The sequence below is a fragment of the Pyxidicoccus xibeiensis genome (assembly GCF_024198175.1).
Taxonomy (GTDB): domain Bacteria; phylum Myxococcota; class Myxococcia; order Myxococcales; family Myxococcaceae; genus Myxococcus; species Myxococcus xibeiensis.
Genome location: NZ_JAJVKV010000023.1, coordinates 1 through 12885, shown reverse-complemented (window position 1 = coordinate 12885; position 12885 = coordinate 1). Strand labels below are relative to the sequence as shown.

Here is a 12885-nt window from a genome sequence, read left to right as displayed (position 1 = left end):
TCATGCGTCACATCCTGCTGCGGCTGTTGCGCTATGCGCGGCCCCACGTTGGCGTGCTCGTGCTGGCCTTTGTGGGCATGGCGGCGGTGGGCCTGGCCACGGGGGCGTATGCGTACCTGACGGGCCCGGCGCTGCGCTTCCTGCTGTCGGGAGGGCAGGAGGGCTTCGCGAGCGCACAGCGTGTGCCCTGGCTGGCGGACCTGCCGCGCGAGGCCGCGCTATGGGGCTTCCCGCTGGTGATGGTGGTGGTGGGCGTGGCGAAGGGGCTGGGGTATCTGACGCAGTTCTACTTCATGGGCCTGTTCGCGCAGCGGGTGGTGAAGGACCTGCGGCGCGACCTGTTCCTGAAGCTCACGTCGCTGTCGCCCGCGCAGCTGGCGCGCGAGCGGATGGGCGACTTGCTCAGCCGCTTCTCGTCGGACGTCAACGCGGTGGAAGCGGCGGCCATGTACACGGTGGGCGCGTACCTGCGCGACAGCGTGCAGATTGTCGTCCTGACGGCGGTGGTGCTCTCGCTGAGCCCGCTGCTGGGGGGCGTGATGCTGCTGGTGATTCCGCTGGCGGCGCTGCCGGCCTCGCGGCTGATGCGCAAGGTGCTGAAGCGGACGCGTGAGGGGCAGACGCAGCTCGGCAACCTGGCGGGGCAGCTCCACGAGGGGCTGGGAGGCCTGCGCACGATTCAGGCCTTCAACGGCCAGGAGGCGGAGCTGGCGCGCTTCGCAGCGCACGCGAAGGCGCACGAGAAGGCGGTGGTGAGCGCGGCGTGGGCGCGGGGGGCGGTGCCAGGGCTGATGGAGGTGCTCGCGGCGGCGGCGCTGGCAGGCGCGCTGGCCTACGCGGCGAGCGCGCGGCTCATTCCGCCCGAGGCGCTGCTGTCGCTGCTGACGGCGGTCATCCTGGTGTACCAGCCCGTGAAGGAGCTGGGCCGGGTGACGCAGTTCGCGGTGCAGGCGGGTGCGGCGGGAGAGCGCCTCTACGCGCTGTTGGACTTGAAGCACCCGGTGGAGGACGCGCCGGACGCGGTGCCCGCGCCGACACTGTCGCGGAGCATCGTGCTGGAGGGGGTCCGCTTCTCCTATGGAGAGCGTCGCGCGCTGGATGGCCTGACGCTGGAGCTGAAGGCAGGGCAGGTGACGGCGCTGGTGGGCGGAAGCGGTGGCGGCAAGAGCACGGTGACGTCGATGCTGCTGCGCTTCGAGCGGCCCCAGAAGGGGCAGCTGCTGCTGGATGGGGTGGACGCGAACCGGTACACGGCGGCCAGCGTGCGAGCCCAGTTCGCGCTGGTGACGCAGGAGCCGCTGCTCTTCCAGGGCACGGTGCTGGACAACCTCCGCTATGCGAGGCCGGACGCCACGAGGGAAGAGGTGGAGGCAGCGGCGAAGGTGGCGCACGCGGACGGCTTCATCAGGGCATTGCCGGAAGGCTACGACACGCGCATCGGCGAGCGAGGCGTGACGCTGAGCGGTGGCCAGCGGCAGCGGCTGTGCATCGCGAGGGCGGTGCTGGCGCGGGCGCCGGTGCTGGTGCTGGACGAGGCGACGAGCAGCCTGGACCCGGAGAGCGAGCGCGAGGTGCAGGCTGCACTGGCGGCGGTGCTGCCCGGGAGGACGGCGCTGGTGATTGCGCACCGGCTGTCCACGGTGGTGAACGCGGACGTGCTCCATGTGATGGAGGCGGGCCGCGCGGTCGAGAGTGGCACGCACGCGGAGCTGCTCCAGAAGGGTGGACGCTACGCGGCGCTGTGGAAGATGCAGACGGAGGGCCCGTCCGAGCGCGGCGCGGCGTGAGGGATTGCCGCTGTCGTGCATCATGAACCGCCGTTGAAATGCGCGCGGTGTGGCGGCCCTGACAGGGTACGGTGCGAGCCAGGGCCGGGCCGCTCCGTGCATCGAGGCGTGCTGGAAGGACCGGGCATCCGGCCCACTGAGCGAGGCGTGGAATGAGCCGGGTCCGGACAGTGGTGGCGAAGGGAGTCCAGGGGGTGTTGGGCCTCGGGCTGATGTTGCTGGGCGTGGCGGGCCTCTTCGCGATGCCTGCCTCCTGTGCGAGCTATCCGGTGGTGCCGCCGGTGGAGGGCGCCCCCACCTGGGTGCGCGGCGCCTTCCACGTCCACACCACGCGCTCGGATGGACGGGGCTCGCCGCTGGAGGTGGCCCGCGCGGCGAAGGTGGCGGGCCTGGACTTCGTGGTGCTCACCGACCACAACGACTTCGCCCCGCCCGCGCCCACGTGGGCAGAGGGCGTGCTGCTGGTGCCCGGCGTGGAGATCTCCACCTCTTCGGGTCACCTCGTTGCATTCGGCATGGAGCGGCGGCTGGAGGGCATGCGCCAGTGGATGCCGCCAGGGGACGCGGTGAAGGCAGTGGCAGCGGCGGGAGGGACGTCGGTGCTCGCGCATCCGGTGCAGCGGCGCAATCCCTGGAAGGACGCGGACAGCGCGCGCGAGGTGCCGGGCTTCGAGCTGTACTCGGCGGACACCTTCTTCCGGCAGGCGGTGCGGAGTCCGGTGAGCCGGCTGCTGCCCGCTGTGGGCGCGTACCTGGGCAACCCGGGGCACGGGGTGATGGTGCTGGTCTCCCCGGAGCCGGAGCCCGGCGAGCGCTTCCTGGAGCTGACCCGAGAGCGGCCCCGAATCGCCTTCTGCGCCCACGACGCCCACGGGCTGCCGTCGTACGAGGCGGTCTTCGAATCCATGGCGATGTACCTGCCCCCGGAGCGCGTGCCTTCACCTCTGCCAGAGGACGCGCGCGAAGCCGCGGCGCGGGTGACGCGGGCGCTGGGAAGCGGGCAAGCGCTGTGTTCCTTCCGTGCGCTGGGCGAGCCAGCGGGCTTCGCGCTCGAGGGGTTGGACCCGGAGCGGCGGGAGGCCCGGGTGGGCGAGGTGCTGCGGGTGCGCCTGCCTGGCGCCCCGGAGGAGGGCTCCGTCCGGGTGGAGGTCTGGGGTGAGGGCCGGTTGCAGCCTGACGGGAGGTCGGTGGAGCTGACCGGAGAGGGGGCGGTGCGGGTGGAGGTGTGGGCCCGGGGGCCGGGGCGCTTCCTGGGGACGGAGTGGCGGCCATGGATAGTCCCGAGTCCCGTGCGCGTGCTGCCGCGCGGACCGGGCATCTGATAGAGGGCGCGGAGCCGTCATGCGCCTCCTGTACATCCTCGCCACCTACGTGCTTTTCGCGTTGCTGTTCCCGGTGCTCTCGCTGCACCGGAAGACGCGTCATGGGCTGATGCAGCGGCTGGGCTTCTACGGCTCGGAGGACCTCCCCACGCGGGGCGAGGGCCCGGTGCTGTGGCTGCACGGCGCGAGCGCGGGAGACCTGCTGGCGCTGTCGCCGATGTTCGCTCCGCTGCGAGCGCACTTCCCAGGGTGCCAGCTCATCCTGTCGACGATGACGGACAGCGGCTACGCGATGGCGAAGGGCCGGCTGGCGAAGGAGATCGACGGGGTGGTGTACGTGCCCTACGACCTCTGGGGCGCGACGCGCAGGGCGGTGCGGGCCATCCGTCCGGACCTGCTGGTGCTGGAGTACACGGAGATCTGGCCCAACCTCATCCGGGCGGCGAAGCGGGGTGGGGCGCGGGTGGTGATGACGAACGGGCGGTTCTCCCCGGCGAACGTGGGGAAGTACCAGTGGTTCTTCCGCCTCATCGGCAACCCGCTGAAGGACCTGGACCTCATGCTGATGCGGCAGGAAGAGGAAGCCGCGCGGGCGCGGAGCCTGGGCGCGCGACCGGAGTGGGTCCGGGTGACGGGCAACACGAAGTTCGACTCCCAGGCCTCGGGGCCCGTGCGCGAGGACGAAGCGCTGCGGGGCGCCCTGGGCCTGGAGCCGGGCGCGCGCGTGTGGATTGCGGGGAGCACGCACGAGGGCGAAGAAGAGGTGTTGTTCGGAGTCTACCGGCGGCTGCGGGAGCGGTGGCTGGACCTGCGCCTGGTGATAGCTCCGAGGTACGTGGACCGTGCAGCGCGCATCGTGGCGCTCGGGCGTGAGGTGGGGCTGGGCGTGGGGCTGCGCTCGCAGGGCAATCCCGAGCGCGCGCCAGTGGTGGTGCTGGACACGATTGGCGAGCTGTCGAGGGCCTACCGGCTGGCGACGGTGGTGTTCGTGGGAGGCTCGTTCACGAAGCGGGGCGGGCAGAACATCCTGGAGCCCGCGGGGCAGGGGAAGCCGGTGCTGTACGGGCCGCACATGGACAACTTCCGGGACAGCGTGGAGCTGCTGACGGGACACGGCGGCGTGCAGGTATCGGACGGCGAGGCCCTGCACGCGGTGCTCGCGGAGTTGCTCGCGTCCCCGGAGCGGCTCGAGTCACTGGGGGAGCAGGCCCAGGCGACGGTGCGGCGCATCTCCGGAGCGAGCGAGAGGAACGCGGAGGCGATGACGACGCTCTTTCCGCACGGGAGGCCGGACCCACGATGACGCTCATCATCCACCCGCACTTCCACAAGCGGTACACGGGGGTGACGCGCCACGTGGAGTCGGTGGTGCCCGCGCTGACCCGTGACACGGGCTCGGAGACGCGAGTCATGGGCTCGGGGCTGAACGACGGCCTCCCGAGAATCACCTGGCCCGAACTGCTCCGTCGTGCTCGCACGGAGCCAGTGGTCTGGCACGCGCACCGGAACAACGAGCTGCTGGCGGGCATGGTGCTGAAGCTGCTGGGCCGTCAGGTGAAGTTGGTCTTCACGAGGCACACCTCGATGGCGCCGACCAGCTTCACGCGCTTCCTTGCCCGGGGCGCGGATGCGCTCGTCTCGCTGACGCGGCAGGTGGCGGAGGTCATCGCGCTGCCCTCGACGGTCATCTCGCACGGCATCGACCTGACGCGCTTCCACCCGCCGGAGGACCGGGACGAAGCGTGGCGCCGGCTCGGCCAGGGCGGGCGCTACGGTGTGGGCGTCATCGGCCGCATCCGGAAGGAGAAGGGGCAGGGGGACTTCCTCGACGCGGTCCGTCCGCTGTTGCCGCAGCACCCGGAGTGGAAGGCGGTGCTGGTGGGGCTGGCGAAGGGGCCGGACCTGGACTGGGTGAACGGGCTGCGTGCGGGCCTCGAGGACCGGGTGTCGCTGGCGGGAGAGCAGTCCGTCATCGAGCCCTGGTACCAGGGGCTGAGCGTGCTGGTGCACCCGTCGTATGCGGAGGGGTACTCGCTGGTGCACGTGGAGGCGATGGCGTCAGGGTGCTGTGTGGTGGCGTCGAAGCTGCCGTACCTGGACACGCTCATCGAGCACGGGCGCACGGGCTTCTTCTTCGAGCCAGGGGACGTGAAGGCCCTGCGCGAGCTGCTGGCCATGCTGATGCGGGAGCCGGAGCGAGCCCGCGAGGTCGGGCGCAACGCGGCGGAGGAGGCGCGCCGTCGCTGTGGGGTAGAGCACGAGGCGCGGGCGCTGGGAGACCTGTACCGGACGTTGGTGGAGCGCTGAGCGGATGCGAATCCTCCACCTGCTGGCGAGTCCCTTCTTCAGCGGCCCCGCGGAGAACGTGGCGCTGCTGGCACTGGCGCAGCGCGAGGCCGGCCACGAGGTGACGGTGGCGGTGGACCGGCGGCGCAAGGACGTGCCGGCGGAGGAGCCCGCGGTGCCGCGCTTCCGGGAGCTCGGGCTGCTGGACGAGGGAGGCCTGGAGCTGTCGGTGAAGTCACCTCCCTGGTCGATGTGGCGCGACCTGCGCCAGCTGAAGGCGAGGAAGCTGGACGTGGTGCACTCGCACTTCAGCCACGACCACCTGCTCGCGAGGTGGGGCCGGCCCCGGGGGGCGGTGTTGGTGCGCTCGCTCCATGCGCCGCGCTCGCTGCGCGCCTCGCTGCCCGCGGCGGACGCCTACACGGTGCCGGCGAGCGTGCTGTTGCCCCGGCTGCGGGAGAAGGGGAGGACCGCTGAGGTCCTACCCGCACTGGTGGACCCACGGTTCCACCTGGCGGATGACCGGCAGGCGCTGCGAAGCGAGCTGGGGCTCACGGGGGCGCCGTTGCTCGGAATGGTCTCCACCTTCCAGCCCTCGCGGCGTCACGCGGTGGGCGTGGAGGCCTTCGCCCTGTACCGGAGGGAGCGGCCGCAGGCCCGGCTCGTCCTCGTGGGTGACGGTGCGCTGTTGGAGGCGACGCGGAGGCAGGTAGATCAGCTGGGCCTGTCGGACGCGGTGACGTTCGCGGGCTACCAGCAGGGAGAAGCCTTCGCGCGCTGGCTGAGGGCGCTGGACGAGGTGTGGCTGCTCGGCTTGGGCAACGACTGGAGCGCGAGGGCCGCAGCACAGGCCAGGGCGTGCGGAGTGCGGGTGGTGGCGGTGGAGGAGGGCGCCCTGCCTGACCTGGCCGATGCGCGAGTCGCCTCCCCTACGCCAGCCGCGGTGGTCGCCGCCGCGCTCTCCGGGCAGTGTGCCCCGGTGGCGCACCCTTCGAACGCCCGAATCGCCGGAGCCGTGCTCGAACTCTATGAACGGGTGAGGCAAGCCCGGTGAGCACCGCGCCATCCTCCAACGCCCCCACGGCCATCGAGCGGGTCTTCTACCCGCCGGCTCCCGAGCCCTGGGGACGCCGCGCGCTCCTGTCTCCGCTGACGGCCCTCTCGTGGACCTACGCGGTCGCGGTGACGCTGAGAAGGGCGCTCTACGACGCGGGTGTGCTGCGTGCCCACCGTGTGGAGGGCCTGCGCGTCATCTCCGTGGGCAACCTCAACGTGGGGGGGACGGGCAAGACGCCGGCGGTGCTCCACCTGGCGGAGCTGCTGGTCCGCGAGGGTCGCAAGGTGGGAATCCTCACGCGGGGCTACGGGCGGGGCTCGCGAGAGCCGCTGACCTTCATCGGAACGGAGCCCCTGCCCTCCGTGGATGAGGCGGGAGACGAACCGCTGCTGCTCGCGCGCCGGTGTCCCCAGGCGCGTCTGTTCGTGGGAGCGGACCGTGTGGCCGCGGCGTACCGGGCGCGCGACGAGTTCGGTCTGGACACGGTGCTGCTCGACGACGGCTTCCAGCACCGCCGGCTCGCCCGAGACGAGGACCTCGTCGTGGTGGACGAATCGGTAGGCCTCGGCAATGGCCACATGCTCCCGCGCGGTCCGTTGCGTGAGCCGGGTTCGTCTCTGCGCAGGGCCACGCTGCTGTGGGTGCGCGCGGCGGCCGTCCCTGGGGAATCGCAAGGAGCGCTGGCAGGCCCGCTCCTGCCCATGGCGTCCGATATCCCCCGGGTCCGCACGAACTACCGGCCCACGGCCTGGCTGTCTCCCTCGGGCGAGGTCCATCCCACGGGAGCACTGGCCGGGCAGCCGGTGCTCGCACTGGCAGGGCTCGCCCGGCCAGGGGGCTTCCTGCGGACGCTCCAGTCTCTCGGCACCGAGGTCCGCGACGCGGCGCTCTTCCCGGACCACCACCGCTTCACGGGGGAAGAGCTTCGTGACGTGGCCGCCCGAGCGGCGCGGCAGGGCGTGCGCGTGGTGACGACGGAGAAGGACGCGGTGCGCCTGCCCGCTGATTTCGAGGCATGGGTGGTGCGATTGGGGGTGGAGGTGCTGGAGGGCGAGTCCCACCTTCGCCGGGCGCTCGGGCTGACGGACATGCCGCGCGACTTGTGAGGCGAGGGGCCCTGTGGGACAAACCGCCGCCATGGCCGCAGTCTCGCCCGCTCGCTCGTTGTCTTCGCCCACTCGCCTGCCACTCACCTTCGCGCGCCGTCGGGTGCTGCTGGTGGGGGACCTGGTCGCCGACCACTACATCTACGGACAGACGGACCGGGTCAGCCGTGAGGCGCCAGTCCTCATCGTTCGCTACGAGTCCGCGGAGGTGAAGCTGGGCGGCGGCGCCAACGTGGCGGCCAACGTCCGGGCGCTCTCCGGGCAGGTGACGGCGGTAGGCGCGCTGGGTGTCGACGAGATGGGCAGCGCGCTGCGCCGGTTGTTCGAGGAGGCCGGCATCCGGCTGCACGCGGTGAGCGGGCGCGGCATCGAGACGGAGACGAAGACGCGCATCCTCGCGGGCGGGGTGAGCACCACGCGCCAGCAGATGTTGCGACTGGACAGGGGGCAGCGGGGGGCGCTGCCACCCCGCATGCGCAAGGCGCTCGCGAAGCAGGTGGAGGCAGCGGCGAAGGATGCGGACGCGGTCGTGGTGTCCGACTACGGCGCGGGCGTGCTGGGTGAAGAGGTGCGCGAGGTGCTCCGGCGCCTGGCCGGTGACGGCCTGCCCGTCTGCGTGGACAGCCGCTATGCGCTGTCGTCCTTCGCGGGCCTGACGGTGTGCAAGCCCAACGAGCCGGAGCTGGAGGCGCTCGCCGGGCGTCCGGTGCGCACGGAGGCGGACCTGTTGGAAGCCGGGCACGAGGCGGTGCGAAGGCTGCAGTGCCGGGCCCTGCTGGTGACACGGGGCCGGCATGGCATGACGCTCTTCGACGCCGAGGGTGGGGTGGACCACATCCCCGTGTACGGCGCGAAGGCGGCGGTGGACGTGACGGGCGCGGGGGACACGGTGATTGCCACCTTCTCGCTGGCCCTGGCGGCGGGGGCCTCGTTCGGCGAGGCGGCACGGCTGGCGAACGTGGCGGGCTCGCTGGTGGTGCAGAAGCCGGGCACCGCGACAGTGTCTCGGGATGAGCTGCTGGAAGAGCTGAGGAACGCGCGATGAACACCATGGAGAAGCTCCAGCCGCTCACGAGGATTGCCGAGGAGCGCGAGCGTTGGCGGGCCGAGGGCCGAACGGTGGCGCTGGCCAACGGCGTCTTCGACCTGCTGCACGTGGGCCACGTGCGCTATCTGGAGGGGGCTCGGGCGCTCGCGGACGTGCTGGTGGTGGCGGTGAACTCGGACGCTTCCACCCGGGCGTACAAGGGCCCGGGGCGCCCCTACATCCCCGAGGCCGAGCGGGCGGAGCTCGTGGCCGCGCTCGCCTGCACGGACCGGGTGCTCATCTTCGATGAGCCCAACGTGCGCGGCATCATCCGGGCCCTGAAGCCGGACGTGCACGTGAAGGGCACGGACTACACGCCGGACAGCATCCCCGAGGCGGACGAGGTTCGCGCCTACGGTGGCCGCACGGCGGTGTCGGGTGACCCGAAGGACCACAGCACCACGGACCTCGCCCGGCGTCTCGGCCGTGAGGGTGCGAAGTAGCCCATGCCCCCATTGGAGGCAGTGCTGAAGGACGTGCTGGGCTGCCCGCACTGCAAGGGCCCACTCGAGGTGGCCGAGAGCGCAATGCGCTCGGAGGTCCACTGCCCGCGCTGTCACCTCACCTGGCCCGTGGAAGAGGGCGTCCCTCGGATGGTGCCCGAGCGGACCGTCTCTCCACTCCCTCCTGGCGAGTGACGTCTACCGGCCGCCCGCGTGGGAAAGCGCGGCGGCGAAGTCCCGGACCTCGTCGGCAGCACGAGCCTCCAGGCCCTGTCCTCCCGAGCCATCCACGAGCGCGGTGAGGTCCACCATGCGGTGGGGGGCATAGGCATGGCCCCAGCGCTCCATGTCCATCCGGAGGAAGAAGGCCAGGGTGGGAGCCCCCACGGCCACCGAGAGGTGCATGGGGCCGGTGTTGTTGCAGACGGTGAGGCCGGCGGCGCGCATGAGGGCCGCCAGCTCGTCCAGGTTGGTGGCGGGGGCCATTCGGGCTCCTGGAGCGGCGTCCACCACGGTGCGGGCGAGCTCTTCCTCTCCAGGGCCCCAGGTGACGATGGGAACGCGCCCCATCTCCAGCAGGGTCCGGGCGGCGGCGGCGAAGGCCTGGGGCGGAATCCGTCGTGGACCCAGGCGTCCGCCGGGGTTGATGACCGCAGATGCGGTGCCGGCGTTCGCCTCCAGGTACGTGCGGATGGCGGGACCCACGGCCGGCTCGCGGAACGACAGGGTGCGGACCATGGTGCCGCCCGTGAGGGGCGTGAGCAGGTGCGTGCGCTGCACGGCCTCGTTCCGGGTGTCCGTGCGGGCGGGCACGGACAGCGAGTGGAGGCGGGACACCGGCCACACGTCGGGACCGATGACCACCGCATGCGGCCCGGCGATGCGCGAGACGAGCGCGCTGGTGACCGAGGGGGATTCCCAGTTGGCGCAGTCCACCACGACGTCATAGCGGGCGCGACGAAGGACCTGGAGCCCGGGCGCCAGGGGGCCCAGCCAGAGTCGGCGCCGGTCGAACGCGATGACCGCGTCCGCGTCCGGATGGCCCGCCATCACGCGCGCCACCTTCGCATGTACGAGGACGTGGACCTCCGGAGCGGGATGCACGTGCGCCTTGAGGGTCCGGAGCAATGGGGTGGTGAGCAGCGCCTCGCCCACGCGGTTGTCGGGCCGCACGAGCAGCACCTTCCGGGGGACGGGCAGGGAACTCCCAGGGCGGCGTCTGCGGCCCGGGCGCCAGAACAGGGCGGACGCCACGAGCGCCAGCGCCAGCTTCGCCCACAACTCGAGCCGCTTGTGCCAGGACATCTCGCGGCGGACCCTACACAGAACTATGAGGGGTGCAAGCGTGCGGCTTGACCTGGGGACAGAAAGCCCCTAGCAACCGCCCAATGCTGAAGAGCATGACCGGGTTTGGAGCGGGCCGCGCGCGGGTGGGGGACGAGGAAGTCTCCGTCGAGCTGCGCTCGCTCAACCACAAGTTCTGTGAAGTGAAGGCGCGCCTGCCCAGAGAGCTCTCGTCGCTGGAGCCCGTGGTGACGAAGCAGGTGAAGGACAGGCTGGCCCGTGGCTCCGTAGAGCTGCTCGTGAAGCGGCAGGCGCCCACCGCGGCTGGCACCGTCCCCACCGTGGACATGGCACTCGCGCGCGAGTACGTGCGCGCCTTCCGAGAGCTCGCCAAGGAGCTGGGGCTGGTGGGAGAGGTCGCCTGGTCCCAGGTGGCCAACCAGCCTGGCGTCGTCCGCCTGGAGGAGAAGGTCGTGGACCTGGAGTCCGCGACCCAGGCGCTGCAGGCCGCCCTGGAGCAGGCGCTCACGGCGCTGGAGAAGATGCGCCTCGTCGAGGGCGAGGCCATCCACGCGGACCTCGATGCCCGGCTCAAGCTGCTGGAGGGCTGGAGCCAGGAGGTGGCGCACCTCGCACCGCGCGCCGTGCAGGAGTACCAGCAGCGGCTCACGGACCGTATCGCCGAGCTCGCGCGGGGCGTGGCAGTGGACCCCCAGCGCCTGGCGCAGGAGGTGGCCCTCTTCGCCGAGCGCACGGACATCGCCGAGGAGGTCACCCGCCTCGCCAGCCACCTCGAGCAGTTCCGAGCCCTCATGGCGAGCAGCGAGCCTGCTGGCCGCCGAATGGATTTCCTCGTGCAGGAGATGCACCGCGAGGTGAACACGACCGGCTCCAAGAGCCAGCACGCGGAGATCTCCGCGCGCGTGGTCTCGATGAAGGCCGAGGTCGAGCGCATCCGCGAACAGGTCCAGAACGTCGAATGAACGCGCCCACCATCCTCCAGCCGGGTCTGTTGCTCGTCCTGTCCGCGCCCTCCGGGGCGGGGAAGACCACCCTCGCCCACCGACTCCTCAGGGAGACGCCGGACGCGGTCTTCTCCATCAGCGTCACCACCCGGCGTCCTCGCGGAAACGAGCGCGACGGGGTGGACTACCACTTCGTCGACGTCGCCACCTTCCAGTCGAAGATTGAAAAGGGCGAGTTCGTCGAGTGGGCCGAGGTCCACCACCACTTCTACGGCAGCCCCCAGTCGGCGGTGGATGACGCGAGGGCGCGCCGGAGTGCGGCCATCTTCGACATCGACGTGCAGGGCGGGCAGGCCATCAAGCGCAAGCACCCTGACGCGGTGACCATCTTCATCCTCCCGCCCTCCATGGAGGAGCTGGAGCGGCGGCTGAGGGACCGGAAGACGGACTCGGATGAGACCATCCGCCGCCGGATGCTGGCCGCCCGCTCGGAGATGGAGCGCGGAATCGCCTCGTATGACTACATCGTGGTGAACGACGACTTCGAGCGCGCCTACAGCGAGCTGCGCTCGGTGGTGGTGGCCGAGCGCTGCAGGCGCGGAAGGGTGGACGTGTCGAACCTGGGCCTGGGCGTCGGAGGCTGACGCTCCGGGAATGGGCCAGTAGGGGAGGGTGGTTTTCCCCATTACCTGGACGGGCTGCAGTCGTGCCGGGCGCGAGTGGTGGGAATCAAACTTCTTGCGCCGCCTAAGGAGTTGGTGGATAAGCCGCCCACCTCCGGCGACACACAGCGTCACCCACCGGAGTCAGCGCGCTTCAAGCGCTGAGGTTCTCTGAGCAAGAACGAATAAGACCGCGGGTCGATGTTCGGAGCCCTCCGTTATGGAGAGCTTCTGCTGAGCCCGGGAGCAGACGGAGCGGCTCGTGTGACAACGAGTTGACATCTGGCGCAGCGCTCCATAGATGGTCGATCAGATGGTGGTGGTGAACCGGCGGGCGTCGATGGTGGTGGAGCGGGTAGCCGACTCAAGGGAGTCGGAGCTGGGATGAAGTGGTCGGCAGGAAGCGGTTGACTCAAGACGCGGCGGTGGTAGAAGCCGCGCCCCTCACACGGAAGCCCGCGCACTGGCGCGGAAGGCACTTCCGGGTGGGCAGCAGGCACAAGACGGAATATGGCGGTCAACGCAGCGAGTTGACAGAAGACGCGGTGGTGGTAGAAGCCGCGACCCCGACGAAGCGCAGCCCGAAAGCAGCAGAGCGGGCAGCCCGGTTGGGAAAGTCAACGAAGCAGCGGTTGACACGGGAGGCGGCGAAGCGGTAGAAGCCGCGCCCCTCGGAAGAAACAGCGGAAGCCACTGGGCGGCGCTGAGGACTCCGAAGGCCCCAAGGACGCGAAAGTCGAAGTTGACAACGGACGCGGACTTGAATAGAAACTGCGGCCCCGCCGGTTGAAAACGGCAGGCGGCAGGAAGCAAACAGTAGCAAAAAGTCGCGGGTGGTACAAGCGACTCGGTCTTTGAAAACCAAATAGCAAGCCTAAGTAGAAGA

General features: G+C 70.8%; 12 protein-coding genes. 11 read left to right on the top strand and 1 reads right to left on the bottom strand.

From position 1 onward, the window contains the following. Window positions 1-2 precede the first annotated feature (2 nt). The 9 genes from LXT23_RS46260 (at window position 3) to LXT23_RS46220 (ending at window position 9283) form a co-directional block, all read left to right on the top strand. Entirely contained in the window at window positions 3-1787 is a 1785-nt protein-coding gene (locus LXT23_RS46260; protein WP_253986939.1) for an ABC transporter ATP-binding protein, read from the top strand. 152 nt (window positions 1788-1939) lie between these two features. Then, entirely contained in the window at window positions 1940-3109 is a 1170-nt protein-coding gene (locus tag LXT23_RS46255; protein ID WP_253986938.1) for a PHP domain-containing protein, read from the top strand. 19 nt (window positions 3110-3128) lie between these two features. Continuing rightward, on the top strand, window positions 3129-4412 hold the full coding sequence (locus tag LXT23_RS46250) for a 3-deoxy-D-manno-octulosonic acid transferase (RefSeq protein ID WP_253986937.1): 1284 nt from the start codon (window positions 3129-3131) through the stop codon (window positions 4410-4412). Further along, the gene (locus tag LXT23_RS46245) at window positions 4409-5416 is read left to right on the top strand and encodes a glycosyltransferase family 4 protein (protein ID WP_253986936.1); all 1008 of its coding nucleotides are present in this window, start codon (window positions 4409-4411) and stop codon (window positions 5414-5416) included. Before LXT23_RS46250 ends, LXT23_RS46245 begins: the two co-directional genes overlap by 4 nt. A 4-nt stretch (window positions 5417-5420) precedes the next feature. Next, window positions 5421-6449, top strand: coding sequence for a glycosyltransferase (locus tag LXT23_RS46240; protein ID WP_253986935.1), 1029 nt, complete (start codon window positions 5421-5423; stop codon window positions 6447-6449). Next, the gene (lpxK, locus tag LXT23_RS46235; RefSeq protein WP_253986934.1) at window positions 6446-7558 is read left to right on the top strand and encodes a tetraacyldisaccharide 4'-kinase; all 1113 of its coding nucleotides are present in this window, start codon (window positions 6446-6448) and stop codon (window positions 7556-7558) included. Before LXT23_RS46240 ends, lpxK begins: the two co-directional genes overlap by 4 nt. Before the next feature lie 31 nt (window positions 7559-7589). After that, entirely contained in the window at window positions 7590-8603 is a 1014-nt protein-coding gene (locus tag LXT23_RS46230; protein ID WP_253986933.1) for a bifunctional heptose 7-phosphate kinase/heptose 1-phosphate adenyltransferase, read from the top strand. After that, the gene (locus LXT23_RS46225; protein WP_253986932.1) at window positions 8600-9088 is read left to right on the top strand and encodes an adenylyltransferase/cytidyltransferase family protein; all 489 of its coding nucleotides are present in this window, start codon (window positions 8600-8602) and stop codon (window positions 9086-9088) included. Before LXT23_RS46230 ends, LXT23_RS46225 begins: the two co-directional genes overlap by 4 nt. A 3-nt stretch (window positions 9089-9091) precedes the next feature. After that, complete coding sequence (locus tag LXT23_RS46220) at window positions 9092-9283, top strand: Trm112 family protein (RefSeq protein WP_253986931.1); 192 nt, start codon at window positions 9092-9094, stop codon at window positions 9281-9283. Between the two features lie 3 nt (window positions 9284-9286). On the opposite strand, the gene LXT23_RS46215 is transcribed toward LXT23_RS46220, so the two are convergent. Then, window positions 9287-10393 (bottom strand): glycosyltransferase family 9 protein, encoded by a 1107-nt coding sequence (locus tag LXT23_RS46215; RefSeq protein ID WP_253986930.1) that lies wholly within the window; start codon window positions 10391-10393, stop codon window positions 9287-9289. A gap of 83 nt (window positions 10394-10476) precedes the next feature. Between LXT23_RS46215 and LXT23_RS46210 the strand changes: the two genes are divergently transcribed. Together LXT23_RS46210 and gmk are read left to right on the top strand one after the other, a co-directional pair. After that, a complete protein-coding gene (locus LXT23_RS46210; protein WP_253986929.1) occupies window positions 10477-11355 on the top strand; it encodes a YicC/YloC family endoribonuclease in 879 nt (292 codons plus the stop codon). Next, window positions 11352-11981 carry a guanylate kinase gene (gene gmk, locus LXT23_RS46205; RefSeq protein WP_253986928.1) on the top strand — a complete coding sequence of 210 codons (630 nt, stop codon included), beginning with the start codon at window positions 11352-11354 and terminating at the stop codon, window positions 11979-11981. Before LXT23_RS46210 ends, gmk begins: the two co-directional genes overlap by 4 nt. Window positions 11982-12885 lie beyond the last annotated feature (904 nt).

What these genes read in the sequence shown, in the direction of transcription:
- LXT23_RS46260 (WP_253986939.1), top strand. Translation starts at nt 3, where the DNA reads ATGCGTCACATCCTGCTGCGGCTGTTGCGCTATGCGCGGCCCCACGTT.
- LXT23_RS46255 (WP_253986938.1), top strand. Translation starts at nt 1,940, where the DNA reads ATGAGCCGGGTCCGGACAGTGGTGGCGAAGGGAGTCCAGGGGGTGTTG.
- LXT23_RS46250 (WP_253986937.1), top strand. Translation starts at nt 3,129, where the DNA reads ATGCGCCTCCTGTACATCCTCGCCACCTACGTGCTTTTCGCGTTGCTG.
- LXT23_RS46245 (WP_253986936.1), top strand. Translation starts at nt 4,409, where the DNA reads ATGACGCTCATCATCCACCCGCACTTCCACAAGCGGTACACGGGGGTG.
- LXT23_RS46240 (WP_253986935.1), top strand. Translation starts at nt 5,421, where the DNA reads ATGCGAATCCTCCACCTGCTGGCGAGTCCCTTCTTCAGCGGCCCCGCG.
- LXT23_RS46230 (WP_253986933.1), top strand. Translation starts at nt 7,590, where the DNA reads ATGGCCGCAGTCTCGCCCGCTCGCTCGTTGTCTTCGCCCACTCGCCTG.
- LXT23_RS46225 (WP_253986932.1), top strand. Translation starts at nt 8,600, where the DNA reads ATGAACACCATGGAGAAGCTCCAGCCGCTCACGAGGATTGCCGAGGAG.
- LXT23_RS46220 (WP_253986931.1), top strand. Translation starts at nt 9,092, where the DNA reads ATGCCCCCATTGGAGGCAGTGCTGAAGGACGTGCTGGGCTGCCCGCAC.
- LXT23_RS46215 (WP_253986930.1), bottom strand. Translation starts at nt 10,393, where the DNA reads ATGTCCTGGCACAAGCGGCTCGAGTTGTGGGCGAAGCTGGCGCTGGCG.
- LXT23_RS46210 (WP_253986929.1), top strand. Translation starts at nt 10,477, where the DNA reads ATGCTGAAGAGCATGACCGGGTTTGGAGCGGGCCGCGCGCGGGTGGGG.
- gmk (WP_253986928.1), top strand. Translation starts at nt 11,352, where the DNA reads ATGAACGCGCCCACCATCCTCCAGCCGGGTCTGTTGCTCGTCCTGTCC.